This window comes from Streptomyces chilikensis (assembly GCF_001642695.1).
GTDB lineage: Bacteria > Actinomycetota > Actinomycetes > Streptomycetales > Streptomycetaceae > Streptomyces > Streptomyces chilikensis.
This window is the reverse complement of the sequence record NZ_LWCC02000005.1, coordinates 3568579-3589439: the sequence shown is the minus strand read 5'-3', so window position 1 is coordinate 3589439 and position 20861 is coordinate 3568579. Positions and strand designations below refer to the sequence as shown.

Genomic DNA, 20861 nt, shown 5'->3' with positions numbered 1-20861 from the left:
CCCGCTCCTTCCCGCCGGCCGCGCCGCGCGCGCCGCCCGCCGGTGACGTCCTCGACCGTCCTCGCCCGCCGGGGGCCGGCCCCTCCGCGGCCTTCCCGGTCCCCGCCCGCCGGCCGGCCGCCTTCTTCCCCGCGGCCGCCTTCGCGGGGGTCTGCGCCTCCGGGTGGCCGGCGGACCGTCCCCGCCCCGCCGGGGAGGCGTCCGCGGGTCCCGCCTCCGCCCGCGCCCCCCGGCCGGACCTGCTCCTCGCGGGGCTCCGGCGCCGGCCGCACCCGTGCCCGGCGCCGACTCACGTTCGGCGGTCTTCTTCGCCACCATGGCCGCGGCCCCTCACATGCTGTGATCCTGCTCGCGCATCGTGCTCGGACGATAAATCGGCCGGACTCCGGCGGCAACGGGGCACGCCGCTGCATGCGTTGTGCCCATCTGCCGCCCCGGTATGCGCGGCACCAGGGCCGAACAGGTGTCACGGACGGTCACGACGGCTGCGCCCGCGCGCGAAAAGCCGTCACCGTCACCCGCGCCCGCCCCTTACACTGGCCGCAGCGACAAGGCGTGGATGGGACGAGTAGCGTCGCCCGCAGCCCAGAGCGACCCGGGGACGGTGGGAGCCCGGGGGCGAGCACGACGTGAAGATCACCCCGGAGCCGCCGGAAGAACGCCCGGATCGACCCCGGGCCGGTAGACCCGGCAGTCGCGACCCGAATGAGGGGGTCACCGGACGCGCGCGCGAGGGCACGCCGGCGGCCAAGGAGGGTGGTACCGCGGGACCGCGCCGACGGCGCACGGCTCTCGTCCCTCCGACGGAAGGCAGCAATGTCCGTTGGAGGAAGCCGCTGATGACAGCGCCGACGTACCGCCAGGTTCCCGCCCAGGTCGACCTGCCCGCGCTCGAGCACGCCGTGCTCGACTTCTGGCGCGACCAGAAGATCTTCGCCAAGACCCTGGAGCAGTCCGAGGGCCGCCCCGAGTGGGTGTTCTACGAGGGCCCGCCCACCGCCAACGGCATGCCCGGCGCCCATCACATCGAGGCCCGCGTCTTCAAGGACGTCTTCCCCCGCTTCCGCACCATGCGCGGCTACCACGTGGCCCGCAAGGCGGGCTGGGACTGCCACGGCCTCCCCGTGGAGCTGGCGGTGGAGAAGGAGCTCGGCTTCACCGGCAAGAAGGACATCGAGAACTACGGCATCGCCGCGTTCAACGCCAGGTGCCGCGAGTCCGTCACCCGCCACACCGACGCCTTCACCGAGCTGACGACCCGCATGGGCTACTGGGTCGATCTCGACGACGCGTACCGCACCATGGACCCCGAGTACGTCGACTCGGTGTGGTGGTCGCTGAAGGAGATCTTCAAGAAGGGCCACCTGGTCCAGGACCACCGCGTCGCCCCCTGGTGCCCGCGCTGCGGCACCGGCCTCTCCGACCACGAGCTGGCCCAGGGCTACGAGACCGTCGTGGACCCCTCGGTCTACGTCCGCTTCCCGCTGACCTCCGGCCCGCTGGCCGGCCGGGCCTCCCTGCTGGTGTGGACGACCACGCCGTGGACGCTGGTCTCCAACACCGCGGTCGCCGCCCACCCCGAGGTGACCTACGTCGTCGCCACCGACGGCAGCGAGAAGCTGGTCGTCGCCGAGCCGCTGGTCGCCAAGGCCCTCGGCGAGGGCTGGGAGACCACCGGCGAGACCTTCACCGGCGCCGAGATGGAGCGCTGGACGTACCGGCGGCCGTTCGAGCTGGTGGAGTTCCCGGCCGGGTCCGAGGCCCACTTCGTGGTCAACGCCGAGTACGTGACCACCGAGGACGGCACGGGTCTGGTCCACCAGTCCCCCGCCTTCGGCGAGGACGACCTCAAGGTCTGCCGCGGCTACGGCCTGCCCGTGGTCAACCCGGTCCGCCCCGACGGCACCTTCGAGGAGGACCTCCCGCTGGTCGGCGGCGTCTTCTTCAAGAAGGCCGACGAGGCGCTCACCGCGGACCTGCAGGAGCGCGGGCTGCTCTTCCTGCACCTGCCCTACGAGCACAGCTACCCGCACTGCTGGCGCTGCCACACCGCGCTCCTCTACTACGCCCAGCCGTCCTGGTACATCCGCACCACCGCGGTCAAGGACCGGCTGATCGAGGAGAACGAGCAGACCAACTGGTTCCCCGAGAACGTCAAGCACGGCCGCTTCGGCGACTGGCTGAACAACAACATCGACTGGGCGCTCTCCCGCTCCCGCTACTGGGGCACCCCGCTGCCGATCTGGCGCTGTGAGGAGGGCCACCTGACCTGCGTCGGCTCCCGCGCCGAGCTCACCGAGCTCACCGGCGCCGACCAGTCGGGCCTGGACCCGCACCGCCCGTACATCGACGACGTCACCTTCGCGTGCCCCCAGGAAGGCTGCGCGTACACCGCGGTGCGCGTGCCCGAGGTCATCGACGCCTGGTACGACTCGGGGTCCATGCCGTTCGCGCAGTACGGCTACCCGTACAGGAACAAGGAGCTGTTCGAGAGCCGCTACCCGGCCCAGTTCATCTCCGAGGCCATCGACCAGACCCGCGGCTGGTTCTACACGCTGATGGCGGTCGGCACGCTCGTCTTCGACAAGTCGTCCTACGAGAACGTGGTCTGCCTCGGCCACATCCTCGCCGAGGACGGCCGGAAGATGTCCAAGCACCTGGGCAACATCCTCCAGCCGATCCCGCTCATGGACCAGCACGGCGCCGACGCGGTGCGCTGGTTCATGGCGGCCGGCGGCTCCCCCTGGGCGGCCCGCCGCGTCGGCCACGGCACCATCCAGGAGGTCGTCCGCAAGACGCTCCTCACCTACTGGAACACCGTCGCCTTCCAGGCCCTGTACGCCCGCACCGCCGGCTGGGCGCCGAGCGCGGCCGACCCGGCCCCGGCCGACCGCCCGATCCTGGACCGCTGGCTGCTGTCCGAGCTGCACGCGCTCACCGACGGTGTGACCAAGGCCCTGGAGTCCTACGACACCCAGCGGGCCGGGAAGCTGCTGTCGGCCTTCGTGGACGACCTGTCCAACTGGTACGTCCGCCGCTCCCGCCGCCGGTTCTGGCAGGGCGACAAGGCCGCGCTGCGGACCCTGCACGACGTGGTGGTCACGGTCACCCAGCTGATGGCCCCGCTCACCCCGTTCATCACCGAGCGGGTCTGGCAGGACCTGGTCGTCCCGGTCGTCCCGGACGCCCCCGAGTCGGTCCACCTGTCCGCCTGGCCCGAGGCCGACCCGGGCGCCGTGGACGCGGAGCTCTCGCAGCAGATGACGCTGGTGCGCCGCCTGGTCGAGCTGGGCCGCGCCACCCGTGCCGAGTCCGGCGTCAAGACCCGCCAGCCGCTCTCCCGGGCGCTGGTCGCGGTCAGCGGCTTCGAGCGGCTGGGCGGGGAACTGCGCGCGCAGATCGCCGAGGAACTCAACGTGGCCGCGCTCGCCTCGCTCTCCGAGGTGGGCGGCTCGCTGGTCGACACCACCGCCAAGGCCAACTTCCGCGCCCTGGGCAAGCGGTTCGGCAAGCGGGTGCAGGAGGTCGCCAAGGCCGTCGCCGCGGCGGACGCGGCGGCGCTCTCCGCCGCCCTGCGGGAGACGGGCACCGCCTCGGTGGACGTCGAGGGCGAGACGATCTCCCTCTCCCCGGAGGAGGTCATCGTCACGGAGACCCCCCGCGAGGGCTGGTCGGTCGCGTCCGACTCCGGCGCGACGGTCGCCCTGGACCTGGAGATCACCGAGGAGCTGCGGCGGGCCGGCCTGGCCCGTGACGCGATCCGCCTGATCCAGGAGGCCCGCAAGAACAGCGGCCTGGACGTCGCGGACCGCATCGCGCTGCGGTGGTCCTCCACCGACCCGGCGGTCGCCGAGGCGCTCGCCGCCCACGCGGAGCTGGTCGCCGAGGAGGTGCTGGCCACGGACTTCGCCGAGGCCGCCGAGGCCGACGACACGTTCGGCGCCCCCTTCACCGACGAGGGCCTCTCCCTCACGTTCCGCCTCCGCAAGGCGTAACGCCTCTCACACCCGAGGCCCGGTCCCCCGCACGGGGGGCCGGGCCTCGGCCTTCGCCGCCGCCGCGCGGGCCCCTCCCCCGCCGTGGACCGGGCCCTCGCGGCGAGCCGCCCTTGCGGGAGCGCGCCGGCCCGGGCCCGCCTCACCCGTCGCCCGGCCGCACGACTGCCCGCTGTGCGCCGGGGCCTTCCGCGGGCGCGGGCGGTCGCCTCGCTCCACGGGCCCCGTGAGCGGGGAGGGTCCCGGTCGCGGAAAGGGGCGGGAGACGGGAAAGGGCGGTGCCCCGAGCCACAGTGGCTCGGGGCACCGCCCTTTCCGAACGCCGACGACAGGCGTACCGCTCAGACGCGGCCCGTCAGTTGTCGTCCTCGTCGATCAGGAACCCGCGCATCGGCGAGGGAGCCTGGCCCATCGGGCCGGGACCCTGCGGCCGCACCGGCGCCATCGGCTGCGTCATGGCCGGCGACATCTGCGGCTGGCCGTTGCCCGAGGGACCGCCGCCGAACGCGGAGGACGGACCCGGACCGCCGTTCATCCCCTGACCGCCGCCGAAGGCGGACCCGGCGCCGGCCGGAGCCATCGACGGAGCGGACGGCGGAGGCGGCAGCGACGGAGCACCGGACGGGGCCGGGGTCCGCGGCGGGGCGAGCGTGTCGTCCGCCTGCGACTCCAGCTGGCGCAGCTGCGACTCCAGGTAGGACTTCAGCCGCGTGCGGTACTCGCGCTCGAAGCCGCGCAGGTCCTCGACCTTGCGCTCCAGCGTGGCGCGGGCGGACTCCAGGGAGCCCATCGCGACGCGGTGCTTCTCCTGCGCGTCCCGCTCCAGGGCGTCGGCCTTGGCACGGGCGTCACGCTCCAGACCCTCGGCGCGGCTGCGGGCCTCGCCGACGATCTTGTTGGCCTCGGACCGGGCCTCGGCGATCGCCTGGTCGGCGGTCTGCTGGGCCAGCGACAGGACGCGCGCGGCGCTGTCGCCACCGGGACCCTGGCCGGGACCGCCCATCGGGCCGCCGGGGCCGCCCATGGGGCCGCCCATCGGACCGGGGCCGTGCATCGGCTGGCCCATGGGACCGGGACCGCCCTGGCCCATCGGGCCGGGACCGCCCTGACCCATCGGGCCGGGACCCTGCGGGCCGTGGCCGCCGGGACCCTGGGGGCCGGGACCGTGGCCGCCGGGACCCTGCGGGCCGCCGGGGCCGGCGGGAAGCTGCGGGGCACCGCTCGGCAGCTGCGGCGGGCCACCCATGGGGCCGCCGTGCTGCTGCGGGGGTCCTGATATCCCGGCGGGGACAGGACCACCCGGACCGCGCATGCCGGGACCCTGGTCCTGGGGACCGCCCGGACCCTGCGGGCCGCCGGGTCCCTCGGGACCCTTGCGCATGCCCTGCTGGTTCTGCGCGGCGGCACGGGTCGCCGCGGCCAGCTTGGCGCGCAGGTCCTCGTTCTCCCGGAGCAGTCGGGTCAGTTCGGCTTCGACCTCATCGAGGAAGGCATCGACCTCATCCTCGTCGTAGCCTTCCCTGAGGCGGACGGTCGTGAACTGTTTGTTCCGCACGTCCTCGGGGGTCAACGGCATCTCTTCACCTCAACGTAGTCGTCGGCTTTCGGCAAGAACGTCATTCACATCGCGCTCACAGCCGGCTCACGACGGAGATCAGGATGTAGACGATGATCATCAGTACGAAGAAGGACAGGTCGAGCGCCACGCCCCCGAGACGCAACGGCGGGATGAACCGCCGCAGAAGCTTGAGCGGTGGATCGGTGACAGTGTAGGTGGCCTCCAGAACGACCACCATCGCCCTTCCGGGCTGCCACGACCGGGCGAACTGGAACACGTAGTCCATGACCAGCCGGAAGATCAGGACAAGGAGGAAGCACATCAGCGCGATGTAGACCACGTCCCAGAACACGCTCATGATTTCCTGCTTCCCTCTCCCCTGTGTCTTGCGTCACCCTGTACATCTCAGCTCTGGTTGAAGAACCCGCCCTCTGCGATGCGGGCCTTGTCCTCCGCCGTGACATCGACGTTAGCAGGAGACAGCAGGAACACCTTCTGCGTCACCCGCTCGATGCTGCCGTGAAGACCAAACACCAAACCGGCCGCGAAGTCGACAAGTCGCTTCGCGTCCGTGTCGTCCATCTCGGTCAGATTCATGATCACCGGCGTGCCCTCACGGAAGTGTTCCCCGATGGTACGGGCTTCGTTGTAGGTCCGCGGGTGAAGCGTGGTGATCCTGTACGGCTCCCGCTCCGACACGACCTTGGGCATGACCACCGGTTCGCTCTTCTCCAGACTCGGACGTTCCTGTGTGATGGATGCCACGGGGGCGATCCGCGCCGGCCGGCTGCTCTCCACCGCCGGAGCGACGGCGGCGGGAGCCGGTTCGCGCGGTGCCGGAGGCTGCACCACTCGCACCGGTTCTTCCCTTTGAGGCTGGTGCGAACCATGGGACGAGTGTGAACTGTGCGACGTGTGTACTGATTCGTGTCGGTGACGGTCGCGCTCCGGCTCAGGGTCGAGTTCCGGTTCGAAGTCGTCGTCGGGGTCGAACCCCCGGCCGTCGTACCCATCGTCCTCCACGAGGCCGAGGTAGACCGCCATCTTGCGCATCGCGCCGGCCATGCTCTGAGTCCTCCGCTCTGTGGTGGATCGACTGACGACTGCCACGTCCCCGCGATCCACGAGGTCGTTTTGCCCGCCATTCGGCGGTAAAGACCATATTTTCTGCTGTGGTCCGACTCTTGGCGACGTTACCGGAGCCCGGGACGGACTCCGAGTACCGCGCTGCCGACGCGCACGTGTGTCGCTCCGGCCGCGACGGCCTCCTCGAGGTCCGCACTCATCCCTGCCGACACCATCGTCGCAGCCGGATGGGCTCGGCGCAGGGCGGTCGACAAATCCATCAGCCTGTCGAAAGCCGCCCGTTGACGCCCCGCATATTGTCCGGTGAGCGGGGCGACGGTCATCAGACCGCCGAGCCTCAGCCCCTCCGAGGAGGCGATCAGCCCGGCCAGTTCCTCGATGCCGCCGGGCGCCACGCCACCGCGGTCCCCGCGCTCCTTCTCCCCGGCGTCCAGCGCGACCTGGATCAGGCAGCCGATCTCGCGGCCGGTCCGCACGGCCTCCTTGGAGAGCGCGGTGACCAGCCGGGCCCGGTCCACGGACTGCACCATTTCGGCATAACCGGCCACGGACCGGACCTTGTTGGTCTGCAGCTGGCCGACGAAGTGCCACGAAAGCGGCAGATCCGCACAGGCCGCGGCCTTGGGGGCGGCGTCCTGGTCACGGTTCTCGGCCACGTGCCGCACGCCGAGTCCGGCGAGGATCCGCACGTCGCTCGCCGGATAGGTCTTGGTGACCACGATCAGGGTCACCTCTTCGCGTGCCCGGCCCGCGGCCTCGCACGCCGCGGCGATCCGGTCCTCCACCCGGGCGAGGTTCGCCGCGAGTTCTTCCCTACGTTCCGTCATGTCCTCGGTCCAGCCAGACGTACCCCGCGAGCCGGCCGGTGGTCCGGTCGCGGCGGTACGAGAAATGATCACGCGACTCCATGGTGCACACCGGGGAACGCCCCGCGTCACGCACCCCCAGCCGCGCCAGCTGCGCGTGCACCCCGGCGGCCACGTCGACCGCGGGAGTGCCCCAGGAGGTCTCGGCGTACGCGGCCGGTTCGACGGCGGCGACCTCGGAGCGCATGCGCTCCGGCACCTCGTAGCACCGCCCGCACACCGACGGCCCGGTGCGGGCCACGATCCGGGAGGGGTCCGCGCCCAGCTTCGTCATCGCCTCGACCGCCGCCGGGACGACGCCCGCCACCATGCCCGGGCGCCCGGCGTGCGCCGCGGCGGCGACGCCGGCCACCGGGTCGGCGAGCAGGACGGGGACGCAGTCGGCGGTGAGGACCGCCAGGGCCAGGCCCGGGCGGGCGGTGACCAGCGCGTCGACCGACGGGACGTCGGCGCCGTCGCCCCAGGGTCCGCCGACCTCGGCCACGTCGGCGCCGTGGACCTGGTTCATCCAGACCACCCGGCCGGGGTCGAGGCCGAGGGAGCCGGCGGCCCGGCCGCGGTTGGCCAGGACGGCGGCCGGGTCGTCGCCGACCGCGCCGCCGAGGTTGAGCTGCTCATACGGAGCGGCGCTCACCCCGCCCCACCTGTCGGTGAAGGCGAAGTGCGCGCCGCCGACGCTCTCGCGCTGATCTATCACTTCGGAAGCGTCACTTCAGGAAGTCCGGGACGTCCAGCTCCTCGGCCATGCTGTCCGGGTAGGTGCGGGACTGCGGAAGCGGGGGGACCACCGGCGGCACCGGCGCGGGGGCCGGACGCTGCTCGGCCGCCGGTTCGGGGGCGGGGGCCGGGGCGGGAGCGGGGGTCTCCTCCTTCGGGGTGACGCTGCCGAGCGACCCGAAGGAGGGGCGGGCGGTCTCGGCGGGCCGCGCGGGGGCGGCCGGCTCCTCGCGCTTGGCGGAGGCGGAGCCGAGGACGTTCTCCCGCTTGGCGGGCGGCTGGCCGCCGTCGAACCCGGCGGCGATCACGGTGACCCGGACCTCGTCGCCGAGCGCGTCGTCGATGACCGCGCCGAAGATGATGTTGGCCTCCGGGTGGGCCGCCTCGCTGACCAGCTGGGCCGCCTCGTTGATCTCGAAGAGGCCGAGGTCGGAGCCGCCGGAGATGGAGAGCAGGACGCCCCGCGCGCCGTCGATGGAGGCCTCGAGCAGCGGCGAGGAGATCGCCATCTCGGCGGCGGCCACCGCGCGGTCGTCGCCGCGGGCGGAGCCGATGCCCATCAGGGCGGAGCCCGCCTCGGACATCACGGACTTGACGTCGGCGAAGTCGAGGTTGATGAGGCCGGGAGTGGTGATCAGGTCGGTGATGCCCTGGACACCGGAGAGGAGGACCTGGTCGGCCGACTTGAAGGCGTCCAGGACCGAGACCTGGCGGTCCGAGATGGACAGCAGCCGGTCGTTGGGGATGACGATGAGGGTGTCCACCTCGTTGCGGAGCTCGGCGATGCCGTCCTCCGCCTGGTTGGCGCGGCGGCGCCCCTCGAAGGTGAACGGACGGGTGACCACACCGATGGTCAGGGCCCCCAGCGAACGCGCGATGTTGGCCACGACGGGCGCGCCGCCGGTGCCGGTGCCGCCGCCCTCGCCGGCCGTCACGAAGACCATGTCGGCCCCCTTGAGGACCTCCTCGATCTCCTCGCGGTGGTCCTCGGCGGCCTTGCGGCCGACCGCCGGGTTGGCGCCGGCGCCGAGTCCGCGGGTGAGTTCGCGGCCGACGTCGAGCTTGACGTCGGCGTCGCTCATCAACAGCGCCTGAGCGTCGGTGTTGATGGCGATGAACTCGACGCCCTTGAGACCGACCTCGATCATCCGGTTGATGGCATTGACACCACCGCCGCCGACACCGATGACTTTGATGACTGCGAGGTAGTTCTGCGGTGCTGCCACGTCGAAGGCCTCTCGCCTCGAGTTACGTGCCGACGCCCCGCGAGTTCCCCGCGCGACGCCGGCTGATGCCGAATGGGACGGTCCGAACGCCGACCCGAACCCTAACCGTGAAGTCTAGGGTCACCAGTGTGTCTGTTCCCTGGACTATTCCGAACAGGACACTAGGTCGACAAGTGGCGCACGTTCAACGAACACGCCGAACCTCCCGCTTTTCTTTTCACCCTATGTGATCAAGCGCACCGATGCCCAGTCCGGGTGCTGGCCTGCGCTGATGTGCGTCAACTCGTCGATGACGCGGGGGCGGAGGGGACGCTGACGTCGAAATGGCGGGCCTTCGGGGTTGCCTTCATCAGGGCCCTCAGGGTACTGGCCTTCGCCGCGCCCTCCTCCGGGCTGCCCCACCGGACGGTGCGGCCGTCCCTCAGCTCCAGCGAGAAGGCGTCGAAGGTACGGACCTTGACCGCGCGGGTGGAACGGGCGACCGCGTCCGGAATGTCCCGTGCGACCCGGACCGCCTCGCGCACCAGCCGGTCGCGGCCGAACCGGCGCAGGGTCGACCCGGCCGACTTCCCGGTGGCCGGGTCGAGTTCCAGCAGCGGGACCGACCCGGGCGCCTTCGGGAGGGTGGCGAACCGCACGCCGGAGCGGTCCACTTCGACGAATCCGTCCCGCTCCGCGAGGATCAGGACGGCGGTCCGCTCGGTGACCTCCAGCGTGACGCCGTGGGGCCAGTCCCGGTCGGCCTCCACCGACTCGACGCGGGGCAGCGCCGCACGGATCCGGGCCTCCACCGCCTCGGTGTCCACGGAGGCGAGCGGCAGGCCGGCGGGGACGGCTGCGGCGCGGCGCACCTCGTCCTCGCCGAGGACGCGGGTGCCGCTGACGCCCACCTCGCCGACCCGCAGCCACGGCGAGCCGTACAGCAGCCAGATCAGCCCGGCGGTGAGCAGGGCCGCCGCCGCGCCCGCGAGCACCAGGGTGCGCGGGCGCGGCGGGGCGGGGAGGCGGACGCGCCGGAGGGGGCCGCGCCGGGGCTCCCCGGCCGGCTCCCGGCGGCGTTCACCGCGCTGCGCCGCGGTCGTCGTTCCGGCCACGCTCCCTGCCCTCCGTCGTGATGCCTGATGGGTGCCGCGTGCCGCGGCCCGCCCCTGCCGCCCCGCCCGTCCGGTCAGGCGCGGCGCGCCTCGGCGATGGCCTCGTACACCATGCCGACGAGCAGTTCGTCGGCGTCCCGGCGGCCGAACTCGGCGGCGGCCCGGGACATCTGGTACAGGCCGTGCGGGTCGGTGAGCACGGGGACGACGCTCTGCAGGACCCAGTCCGGGGTCAGCTCCGCGTCGTCGACCAGCATGCCGCCGCCGGCCTTGACCACCGGCTGGGCGTTGAGCCGCTGTTCGCCGTTGCCGATGGGCAGCGGGACGTAGGCGGCCGGAAGCCCGACGGCGGAGAGTTCGGCGACGGTCATCGCGCCGGCGCGGCAGAGCATCATGTCCGCCGCCGCGTAGGCGAGGTCCATCCGGTCCAGGTAGCTCACCGGGATGTACGGGGGCATCCCCGGCATCTGGTGCACCTGCGGCAGTTCGTTCTTGGGGCCGACCGCGTGCAGGATCTGGATGCCGGACTGCTGGAGGCGCGGGGCGACCTGCTGGATCACCTCGTTGAGCCGGCGGGCGCCCTGGGAGCCGCCGGTCACCAGCAGCGTGGGCAGGTTGGGGTCCAGGCCGAACGCGGCGCGCGCCTCGGGCCGCACGGCGGCGCGGTCCAGGGTGGCGATGGAGCGGCGCAGCGGGATGCCGATGTAGCGGGCGCCGCGCAGCTTGCTGTCCGGGGTGGCGACGGCCACGCGGGAGGCGTACCGGGAGCCGATCTTGTTGGCCAGGCCGGGGCGGGCGTTGGCCTCGTGGATGACGATCGGCACGCCCAGGCGCTTGGCGGCCAGGTAGCCGGGGAGCGCGACGTAGCCGCCGAAGCCCACCACGGCGTCGGCCTTGGTGCGCTCCAGGACCTCCTCGGCGGCCCGGATGGTGCCGCGGAGCCGGCCGGGGACGGTGATCAGCTCCGGGGTGGGCTTGCGCGGCAGCGGGACCGCCGGGATCAGCGCCAGCTCGTAGCCGCGTTCGGGTACCAGACGGGTCTCCAGGCCTCGTTCCGTGCCCAGGGCCGTGATGCCCACGCTCGGGTCCTGCCTGCGCAGGGCGTCCGCGAGGGCGAGCGCGGGCTCGATGTGGCCCGCGGTTCCTCCGCCGGCGAGTACGACATGCACCGAAATTCACCGCTCTCCGGACGAACGCGCCGAGGCACGCCGTCGCATCGTGTTCCATCTACGGGGTTCCCGGACCGGCCGGTTCTTCCCCGCCCGCTTTTTACCAAAGCGGGGTTGGCGCATCGCAAGCGCCGCCCGCGCACCGGGCTCGTCACGCGCGAACGCGATCAGCAGCCCGACGGCGAACATGGTCGGCAGCAGGGCGGATCCGCCGTACGAGAACAGCGGGAGGGGGACTCCGGCGATCGGCAGCAGACCGAGCACCGCACCCATGTTGATCATGGCCTGGGCCGTGATCCAGGTGGTCACGCCTCCCGCGGCGTACCGTACGAAGGGGTCCTCCGTGCGTCCGGCCACGCGGATGCCCGCATAGCCTAGAGCGGCGAAGAGGGCGAGCACCGACAGCGTCCCCGCCAGACCCAGTTCCTCACCGGTGACGGCGAAGATGAAGTCGGTGTGGGCTTCGGGCAGTTGTCCCCATTTCTCCACACTCGCGCCGAGTCCCGAGCCGAACAGGCCGCCGGAGGCGAGGGCGTAGAGGCCGTGCAGCGCCTGCCAGCACTGGTCCTGGGGACCGGGGTCGGTGGCGCCCAGGCAGGCCAGGCGGGCCATCCGGTTCTCGCTGCTGGTGATGAAGTAGAGGCCGATGGCGCCCGCGACGGACAGCACGCCGGCGAACAGCCGGGTGGGGGCCCCGGCCAGCCACAGCAGGCCGAAGAGGACCGCGGTGAGGATGATGGCGGTTCCCATGTCCCCGCCGATCATGATCAGCGCGAGCAGCAGGAAGGCCACCGGGACCAGCGGGACCAGCAGGTGCTTCCACTGGGAGAGCAGCCGCTTCTCCTGCTTGCGGGCGAGCAGGTCGGCGCCCCAGAGGACCAGGGCGAGCTTGCCGAACTCACTGGGCTGGATCTGGAAGCTGCCGCCCAGCGGGATCCAGTTCTGGTTGCCGTTGACCGCCACCCCTATCCCCGGGATCTGCACGAGGATCATCATGGCGACGGAACAGGCGAGGATCGGGTAGGCCAGCCCTCGGTGCAGCTTCACCGGCATCCGGGAGGCGGCGAGCAGGAGCAGGCCGCCGATCACGGCGGCGAGCAGCTGCTTGCGGAAGAAGTAGGCGCCGGGCAGCGAGTAGCGCAGCGCGGTGATCTGGGAGGCCGAGTAGACCATCACCAGGCCGAGCACGGTGATCAGCGAACTGCCGCCCAGGATCAGGTAGTAGGCGGTCAGCGGCCGGTCCCAGGCCTTGCGGGCGCGGTCGACCGCGCGGCGCAGCGGGTTCTCCCGCGCCGGCACCGCGCGCGGCACGGCGGGCGCGGGCACGCGGGGCGTACGACGGCCCGGGCCCGCGGGCCGTTTCGTCCCGTTGCGTTCCATGGCACCCCTTCCGATCGGCGACCGATCCAACCACGCCTTCCCCGGAGCCGGGGCCCGACCCGCCGGGCGCGCGGGGACCCCGGCGGGCGCGCGGGCGACGGGGAGGATGCGAAAGGGCGGTCGGGGAGGTTCCCCAACCGCCCTGCGGGTCAGCCCAGTTCGCGGACCGCCGTCTCGAACGCCTCGCCGCGGGCGTTGTAGTTGGCGAACATGTCCATCGACGCGCAGGCGGGCGCCAGCAGCACCGTGTCGCCCCGCCGGGCGAGGGCACGGGCCTCGGCGACCGCGGCGGCCATCGCGCCGCCGTCGGTGCGGTCGAGTTCGACGACCGGCACCCCGGGCGCGTGGCGTTCCAGCGCCTCGCGGATCAGCGCGCGGTCGGCGCCGATCAGCACCACGGCGCGCAGCCGCTCCGCGGCCCTGGTGACCAGTTCGTCGAAGGTGGCGCCCTTGGCGAGCCCGCCGGCGATCCACACCACGGACCCGTAGGAGACCAGGGATGCCTCCGCCGCGTGGGTGTTGGTGGCCTTGGAGTCGTCCACGTAGGCGACGCCGTCGACGTCGGCGACGTGGGCGATGCGGTGGGCGTCCGGCCGGAAGGCGCGCAGGCCGTCGCGGACCGCGGTGGCCGGGACGCCGAAGGCGCGGGCCAGGGCGGCGGCGGCGAGCGCGTTGGCGATGTTGTGCGGCACCGGGGGCCGGACGTCGGTGACCTCGGCGAGTTCCTGGGCGTTCTTCTGCCGGTTCTCGACGAAGGCGCGGTCGACCAGGATGCCGTCGACGACGCCGACCTCGGAGGGGCCGGGGGTGCCGAGGGTGAAGCCGATGGCGCGGCAGCCCTCCTCGACGTCCGCCTCGCGCACCAGGTCCTCGGTGGCCCGGTCGGCCACGTTGTAGACGCAGGCGACCTGGTTGCCCTCGTAGATCCGGCCCTTGTCGGCGGCGTACGCCTCCATGGAGCCGTGCCAGTCGAGGTGGTCGGGGGCCAGGTTGAGGACGGCGGCGGAGTGGGCGCGCAGCGAGGGCGCCCAGTGGAGCTGGTAGCTGGAGAGCTCGACGGCGAGCACGTCGTACTCGGTGTCGCCGAGCACGGCGTCCAGCAGGGAGACCCCGATGTTGCCGACGGCGGCGGTGCGCAGTCCGGCGGCCTCCAGGATGGAGGCGAGCATCCGGGTGGTGGTGGTCTTGCCGTTGGTTCCGGTGACGCAGAGCCAGGGGGCGGGGGTGCGGCCGTCGAGGTCGCGCAGGCGCCAGGCGAGTTCGACGTCGCCCCAGACCGGCACGCCGGCTTCCCGGGCGGCGGCGAACAGCGGCTTGTCGGGCCGCCAGCCGGGCGCGGTGACGACCAGCTCGGTGCCCTCGGGCAACGTGTCCCCGTCGCCGAGGCGGACGGTGACGCCCAGCCCGGCGAGGTCCGCCGCCTGGGCGCGGGCGCGCTCGTCGTCGCCGTCGTTGACGACGGTGACGCGCGCGCCCAGGCCCGTGAGGACCTTGGCCGCCGGGACGCCGGAGATGCCGAGGCCCGCGACGGTGACGTTCTTCCCCCGAAGATCCTGCCCCCGCCATCCCTGGCCGTGGCTCACTTGTTCGCCGCCCATCCCGCGTAGAAGACACCCAGTCCGACGATCACGCACATGCCCTGGATGATCCAGAAGCGGACCACGACCAGGACCTCGGACCAGCCCTTGAGTTCGAAGTGGTGCTGCAGCGGGGCCATCCTGAAGACGCGCTTGCCGGTCAGCTTGAAGGAGCCGACCTGGATGACCACCGACATGGTGATGAGGACGAACAGGCCGCCCAGCAGCGCGAGCAGCAGCTCGGTGCGGGAGCAGATCGCGAGGCCGGCCAGCGCGCCGCCGAGGGCGAGCGAGCCGGTGTCGCCCATGAAGATCTTCGCCGGTGAGGTGTTCCACCACAGGAAGCCGAAGCAGGAGCCCATCAGCGCGGCGGAGACCACCGCGAGGTCGAGCGGGTCGCGGACCTCGAAACAGGCGCTGGGGTTGGTCAGCGTGCCCGCGTTGGCGCAGGACTCCTGGAACTGCCAGATGCCGATGTAGGTGTAGGCGCCGAAGACCATCACCGAGGCGCCGGTGGCGAGGCCGTCGAGACCGTCGGTGAGGTTCACGCCGTTCGACATGGCGAGGATCATGAAGAGCGCCCAGACCACGAACAGGACGGGGCCGATCGACCAGCCGAAGTCCTCGACGAACGAGAGCCGGGTGGACGCCGGGGTGTTGCCCCGGCTGTCCGCGAACTGCAGCGAGAGCACCGCGAAGGCGACGCCGACGATGAGCTGGCCGGCCATCTTCGCCTTGGCCCGCAGGCCGAGCGAGCGCCTCTTGACGATCTTGATGTAGTCGTCGAGGAAGCCGACCAGACCCATGCCGGCCATCAGCCCGAGGACCAGCAGACCGGAGAGCGTGAGCTCGTTCCCGGTGATCAGCTTGGCCGCGAAGTAGGCGACGATCGTCGCCAGGATGAAGGCGATGCCGCCCATGGTCGGCGTACCGCGCTTGCTGTGGTGCTCGCGCGGTCCGTCGTCGCGGATGTACTGGCCGTACCCCTTCTTGGCCAGCAGCTTGATCAGCAGCGGGGTGCCGATCAGGGTCAGGAAGAGGCCGATGACTCCCGCGAAGAGGATCTGATTCATCATCGGGCGGCGACCTCACCCTCGAGCAGCGCCTCGGCGACCTTCTCGAGCCCCACCGACCGGGACGCCTTCACCAGGACGACGTCCCCCGGTCGCAGCTCGCTGCGCAACAGGTCGATCGCCGCCTCTGCGTCGGACACGTGCACCGACTCCTCACCCCACGAACCCTCGTTGTATGCGCCCAGTTGCAGCCAGCGGGCCTCCTGGCCACCGACCGCGACGAGCTTGCCGACATTGAGCCGGACGGCGAGCCGTCCGACGGCGTCGTGCTCGGCGAGAGCCTCGTCCCCGAGCTCGGCCATCTGGCCGAGCACCGCCCACGTACGGCCCCCCTTGGCCCGTGCGGACTCACCCATGGCGACGAGCGCGCGCAGGGCGGCTCGCATGGACTCGGGGTTCGCGTTGTAGGCGTCGTTGACGACGGTCACGCCGTCCGGGCGCTCGGTGACCTCCATACGCCAGCGGGAGAGGGAGTCCGCCTCGGAGAGCGCGGTGGCGATCTCTTCCGCGGACATGCCCAGCTCATGGGCGACGGCGGCCGCGGCGAGCGCGTTCGACACGTGGTGCTCACCGTACAGGCGCATCGTCACGTCGCTGCACCCGGAGGGTGTGTGAAGGCGGAACGCGGGGCGTCCGGTGTCCGTGAGTCGGACGTTCTCGGCCCGAACGTCCGCTTCGTCCGACTCGCCGAAGAAGACCGTCTTCGCCGTGGTCCGGGAGGCCATGGCCTTGACGTACGGATCGTCCCCGTTGAGCACGGCGATCCCGCCGTCCTCGGCGGCCGGCAGCGCCTCGACGAGTTCGCCCTTGGCCTGGGCGATCTGCTCGCGGCCGCCGAACTCGCCGATGTGGGCGCTGCCCACGTTGAGCACGACGCCGATCCGGGGCGGGGTGAGCCCGGTGAGGTAGCGGATGTGGCCGATGCCGCGGGCGCCCATCTCCAGGACCAGGAAACGGGTCTCCTCGGTGGCGCTGAGCGCGGTGAGCGGCAGGCCGATCTCGTTGTTGAGCGAGCCCGGCGTGAAGACCGTGGGCGCCTTGCGGCGCAGCACCTGGGCGATGAGGTCCTTGGTGCTGGTCTTCCCGGCGGAGCCGGTGAGCGCGACGAGGGTGGCGCCGAGCCGGGTCACCACGTGGCGGGCGAGCGCGCCGAGGGCGGCCTGGACGTCGTCCACCACGACGGCGGGCACGCCGACGGGGCGGGACGCCAGCACGGCGACGGCTCCCGCCTCGACGACCTGCGCCGCGTAGTCGTGGCCGTCGACGCGCTCGCCCGTGAAGGCGGCGAAGAGGCTGCCGGGCGTCACGTCCCGGGAGTCGCGGACGACGGGTCCGGTGACCTGGACGGACGGATCCGGTATGTCGTGCGTCTGCCCGCCGACGGCTTCTGCGATCTCGGCGAGGGAGAGGGCGATCACTGGTTCATCCCTGGGTCTTCTGGAGTGCCTGGGTCTTCTGGATGGCTTCGCGGAGGACCTGGCGGTCGTCGAAGGGCCGGACGACGCCGGCGATGTCCTGGCCCTGCTCGTGGCCCTTGCCCGCGACCAGCACGGTGTCGCCGGGTCCGGCGAGGGCGACGGCGGCCTCGACGGCGGCGGCCCGGTCCTCGAAGACCCGGACCTCGCCGCGTTCGTGGGCGGGCACCGACGCCGCGCCCTGGAGCATGGCGGCGAGGATCGACAGGGGGTCCTCGGAGCGGGGGTTGTCGGAGGTCAGCACGGCGGTGTCGGCGAGCCGGGCCGCGGCGGCGCCCATCGGGCCCCGCTTGGTGGTGTCGCGGTCGCCGCCGCAGCCGATGACCACGTGGACGCGTCCCTCGGTGACCAGGCGCAGGGCGCGCAGCACCGATTCGACGGCGTCGGTCTTGTGGGCGTAGTCGACGACGGCCAGGTAGGGCTGTCCGGCGTCGACCCGCTCGAGGCGGCCGGGGACGCCGGGCACCGCGGCGACGCCGTCGGCGGCGGCCTGCGGGTCGAGTCCGGCGGCGGCCAGCGCCACGATCGCGGCGAGGGTGTTGGCCACGTTGAACCAGCCCGGCAGCGGGGCGCGGGCGGCGATCCGCTCGCCCCCGGGGCCGATCGCGGTGAAGGTGGAGTCCATCGGGCCGGCCGTGACGTCCTCGGCGCGCCAGTCGGCGTCGGGGCTGCCGTCGGCGGAGTAGGTGATCACCGGGACGCCTGCCTCGCGGGCGAGGCGGCGGCCGTACTCGTCGTCCACGTTGACCACGCCCAGGCGGCTGCGCTCCGGGGTGAACAGGCTCGCCTTGGCCCGGTAGTAGTCCTCCATGTCCGGGTGGAAGTCCATGTGCTCCGGGCTGAGGTTGTTGAAGACGGCGACGTCGAAGACGCAGCCGTCGACCCGGCCCAGCACCAGGGCGTGGCTGGAGACCTCCATGGCCACGGCGTCGACGCCGCGTTCGCGCATCACCGCGAAGAGGGCCTGGAGGTCGGTGGCCTCGGGGGTGGTGCGCTCGGACTTGATGCGCTCGTCGCCGATCCGCATCTCGACCGTGCCGATCAGTCCCGTGGAGCGGGCGGTGCGCAGTCCGCCCTCGACCAGGTAGGCGGTGGTGGTCTTGCCGGAGGTGCCGGTGATGCCGATCTGCAGCAGGGCGTCCCCGGGGCGGCCGTAGATCGTGGCGGCGAGTTCGCCCGTCCGGCCGCGCGGGTCGTCGGTGACGAGCACCGGCAGGCCGGTCGCGGCGGCGCGGTCGGCGCCGGCCGGGTCGGTGAGCACGGCGGCCGCGCCGAGGGCGGCGGCCTGGGCGGCGAAGTCCGCGCCGTGGGCGCGCGCGCCCGGCAGGGCGGCGTAGAGGTCGCCGGGGCGGACCGCACGGGAGTCGTGGGTGATCCCGGTGACCTCGGCCCCGCTCGCGGGATCGGGGACGCCGAGCGCACGGGCCAGCTCCGCGAGGGGCGTGGCGCCGGCCCGTTCGGGCCTCGGCGGCCCCGCGGACGCCGGTGGGTTGCGGTGCGCGCCCGCGGGCTGGTGGTGGGGGGACTGATCAGCTTGTGGCACGGCGGTGAGCGTACCGGGCGCGGGGCCGCCGGAGCGAAGTGAGGGGCCGGGCGGGGCGTGGCCGGATCCGTCGGCGGAACCGGGACCGGAGGTGATCGTCGTCACGGGCTTTCCTGATGTTCTGGGTGGTGCTGACGGTGTGCGCCATGCTCGGTGCTCGGTGGCGCCTCAGGGCTCGAAGGTGACGGGCAGTCGGGCCGGTTCCTCTCCGGTGGGCGGGACCTGGAGGGTCTTCAGGGCGAACTCCATGACCTGCTTGTGCACGGGGCCGCAGATCTGGCCGCCGAAGTAGCTGCCCTCGGTGGCGTTCTGGATGACGCAGTAGACGGTGATCCGCGGCTTGTCGGCGGGCGCGAACCCGGCGAACGAGGAGGTGTAGCCGCGGTAGTTGCCGGTGGTCGGATCCACCCGGTTGGCGGTGCCGGTCTTGCCGGCCACCCGGTAGCCGGGGATGCGGGCCTTGGTGCCGGTGCCCTCCTCGTCGTCGACCACGGACTCCAGCATCCGGGAGAGGGTCTTGGCGGTCTTCTCGCTGACCACCCTGGTCCTCTCCGGTTCGGGTGCGGGGGTGAAGGAGCCGTCGGGGCCGCGGGTGCCGCGGACCAGGGTGGGTTCGACGCGCACGCCGCCGTTGGCGACCGTCGAGTAGACGGAGGCCGCCTGCAGGGCGTTGACGGAGACGCCCTGGCCGAACGGGATCGTGTACTGCTGCGAGGTCGACCAGTCCTGGGGCGGGGCGAGGATGCCGGCCGTCTCGCCGGGGAAGCCGAGCCCGGTGGGCTGCCCCAGGCCGAACTTGCGCAGGTAGGAGTGGAGGACCTTGTTGGCCTCCGCCTGGGAGTCGCCGAGTTCGCCGGTGGCCAGGATGGTGCCGATGTTGCTGGACTTGGCGAGCACGCCGTTGAGCGTGAGGTGCCAGGTGGGGTGGTCGATGTCGTCGCGGAAGAGCCGGTCGCCGCGGTGGAGCCGGTTGGGCACGGTGACGCGGGTCTGCGGGGTCGCCACCCCCTCGTCGAGCACCGCGGCCATGGAGATCACCTTGGCGGTGGAACCGGGCTCGTAGGCGTCCTCGACGGCGGCGTTGCGCAGGGCGGAGGAGTCGGCCTTCGTGAGGTCGTTGGGGTCGAAGCCGGGCGCGTTGGCCATGGCCAGGATCTCGCCGGTGCGGGTGTCCTGGACGATGACGTAACCGCGGTCGGCCTCGGACTTCGCCACCTGGTCGCCGATGGCCTTCTGCGCGGCCCACTGGATGTCGCGGTCGATGGTGAGCTCGACGGTGGAGCCGGGCACGGCGGGCTTCTCGCTCAGGCCCGCGGTGGGCACCTGCCGGCCGCCGGACTGCGCGTAGCGGATCTCGCCGTCGCGGCCGGCCAGGGTGTCCTGGAGCTGCCGCTCGACGCCGCCGCCGCCCTCGCCGTCGGCGCCGACCCAGCCCAGCACGGCGGCGGCCAGCTCGCCGTTGGGGTAGACGCGCTTGCTGCTGGGTGCGGAGAAGACGCCGGCCAGGACGTTGACCACCTCGGGGTCCTGGCTCTCCTGGCGGGCCAGCTCGGCCTTGAGGTCGGCGATCTGCTGCCACTCCTGGGGCGTGCGGCGGCGGGCCAGCAGCACGTACATGGTGTTCTCGGTGCGCAGCTTGCGCGCGATCTCCGCCTGTTCCTGCTCGTCGCCGCCGAGGACCTGGGAGAGCAGGGCGGCGGCCTGCTCGGGGGCGTCGTCGACGCCGGTGGCCTCACGGGTGAACATCGTGGGGTCGGCGGTGATGTCGTTGGCGTCGACGCTGCTGGCCAGGGCGACGCCGTTGCGGTCGGTGATGCCGCCGCGCTCCGCCTCGACCTTCTGGACGACGTAGCGGTTCTGCTGGGCCTTGGCGGTGTAGGTGCTCGCGTCCACGGCCTGCACCTGGAGCAGCCGCACCAGGAAGGCGGAGAGCACCAGGGTGAGGGCGAGGCCGACCAGGCGGAGCCGGGGGCGAGGGCTGCCGAGCCGGAGCGGCTTGGCGCCGGACGGGCGGCGCGGCGGCGCGGGCCGCCCTGGGCCCCGTCCTGAGCCGCCGCGGCCGCCGCCGGACGGGGTGCGGCCGGACGGGGTGCGGCCGGCCG

The 20861-nt window shown here is 72.6% G+C and carries 15 protein-coding genes; 1 reads left to right on the top strand and 14 read right to left on the bottom strand.

Annotation, left to right across the window (positions count from 1 at the left end; translation table 11 throughout):
- Positions 1–839 precede the first annotated feature (839 nt).
- Complete coding sequence (gene ileS / locus A2U95_RS16005) at positions 840–3995, top strand: isoleucine--tRNA ligase (RefSeq protein ID WP_166023111.1); 3156 nt, start codon at positions 840–842, stop codon at positions 3993–3995.
- Positions 3996–4350: 355 nt separating this feature from the next.
- Here the strand turns inward: ileS and A2U95_RS16000 are convergent, their stop codons facing one another.
- From A2U95_RS16000 to A2U95_RS15935, 14 genes are all read right to left on the bottom strand, one after another.
- Positions 4351–5571 carry a DivIVA domain-containing protein gene (locus A2U95_RS16000; RefSeq protein ID WP_166023109.1) on the bottom strand — a complete coding sequence of 407 codons (1221 nt, stop codon included), beginning with the start codon at positions 5569–5571 and terminating at the stop codon, positions 4351–4353.
- Positions 5572–5626: 55 nt separating this feature from the next.
- Positions 5627–5911 carry a YggT family protein gene (locus A2U95_RS15995; protein WP_108953862.1) on the bottom strand — a complete coding sequence of 95 codons (285 nt, stop codon included), beginning with the start codon at positions 5909–5911 and terminating at the stop codon, positions 5627–5629.
- 47 nt (positions 5912–5958) lie between these two features.
- On the bottom strand, positions 5959–6618 hold the full coding sequence (locus A2U95_RS15990) for a cell division protein SepF (RefSeq protein ID WP_166023107.1): 660 nt from the start codon (positions 6616–6618) through the stop codon (positions 5959–5961).
- Between the two features lie 128 nt (positions 6619–6746).
- Positions 6747–7466, bottom strand: coding sequence for a YggS family pyridoxal phosphate-dependent enzyme (locus A2U95_RS15985; RefSeq protein WP_166023105.1), 720 nt, complete (start codon positions 7464–7466; stop codon positions 6747–6749).
- The gene (pgeF, locus tag A2U95_RS15980) at positions 7453–8202 is read right to left on the bottom strand and encodes a peptidoglycan editing factor PgeF (RefSeq protein WP_166023103.1); all 750 of its coding nucleotides are present in this window, start codon (positions 8200–8202) and stop codon (positions 7453–7455) included. Before pgeF ends, A2U95_RS15985 begins: the two co-directional genes overlap by 14 nt.
- A 10-nt stretch (positions 8203–8212) precedes the next feature.
- A complete protein-coding gene (ftsZ, locus tag A2U95_RS15975; RefSeq protein WP_166023101.1) occupies positions 8213–9448 on the bottom strand; it encodes a cell division protein FtsZ in 1236 nt (411 codons plus the stop codon).
- Positions 9449–9726: 278 nt separating this feature from the next.
- On the bottom strand, positions 9727–10542 hold the full coding sequence (locus A2U95_RS15970) for a cell division protein FtsQ/DivIB (protein WP_166023099.1): 816 nt from the start codon (positions 10540–10542) through the stop codon (positions 9727–9729).
- A gap of 74 nt (positions 10543–10616) precedes the next feature.
- The gene (gene murG, locus A2U95_RS15965) at positions 10617–11711 is read right to left on the bottom strand and encodes an undecaprenyldiphospho-muramoylpentapeptide beta-N-acetylglucosaminyltransferase (protein WP_166023097.1); all 1095 of its coding nucleotides are present in this window, start codon (positions 11709–11711) and stop codon (positions 10617–10619) included.
- Positions 11712–11717: 6 nt separating this feature from the next.
- Positions 11718–13091, bottom strand: a complete 1374-nt coding sequence (gene ftsW, locus A2U95_RS15960) for a putative lipid II flippase FtsW (RefSeq protein WP_166023095.1) — start codon at positions 13089–13091, stop codon at positions 11718–11720.
- Positions 13092–13240: 149 nt separating this feature from the next.
- On the bottom strand, positions 13241–14689 hold the full coding sequence (gene murD, locus A2U95_RS15955; RefSeq protein WP_166023093.1) for a UDP-N-acetylmuramoyl-L-alanine--D-glutamate ligase: 1449 nt from the start codon (positions 14687–14689) through the stop codon (positions 13241–13243).
- On the bottom strand, positions 14671–15741 hold the full coding sequence (gene mraY, locus A2U95_RS15950; protein WP_206282986.1) for a phospho-N-acetylmuramoyl-pentapeptide-transferase: 1071 nt from the start codon (positions 15739–15741) through the stop codon (positions 14671–14673). Before mraY ends, murD begins: the two co-directional genes overlap by 19 nt.
- On the bottom strand, positions 15741–17159 hold the full coding sequence (locus A2U95_RS15945; RefSeq protein WP_166023089.1) for a UDP-N-acetylmuramoyl-tripeptide--D-alanyl-D-alanine ligase: 1419 nt from the start codon (positions 17157–17159) through the stop codon (positions 15741–15743). Before A2U95_RS15945 ends, mraY begins: the two co-directional genes overlap by 1 nt.
- Before the next feature lie 4 nt (positions 17160–17163).
- Positions 17164–18864, bottom strand: coding sequence for a UDP-N-acetylmuramoyl-L-alanyl-D-glutamate--2,6-diaminopimelate ligase (locus A2U95_RS15940; protein ID WP_166023087.1), 1701 nt, complete (start codon positions 18862–18864; stop codon positions 17164–17166).
- 63 nt (positions 18865–18927) lie between these two features.
- Positions 18928–20861, bottom strand: a 1934-nt coding sequence (locus A2U95_RS15935) for a peptidoglycan D,D-transpeptidase FtsI family protein (RefSeq protein WP_240957341.1), incomplete at its 5' end; no start/stop codon positions are given.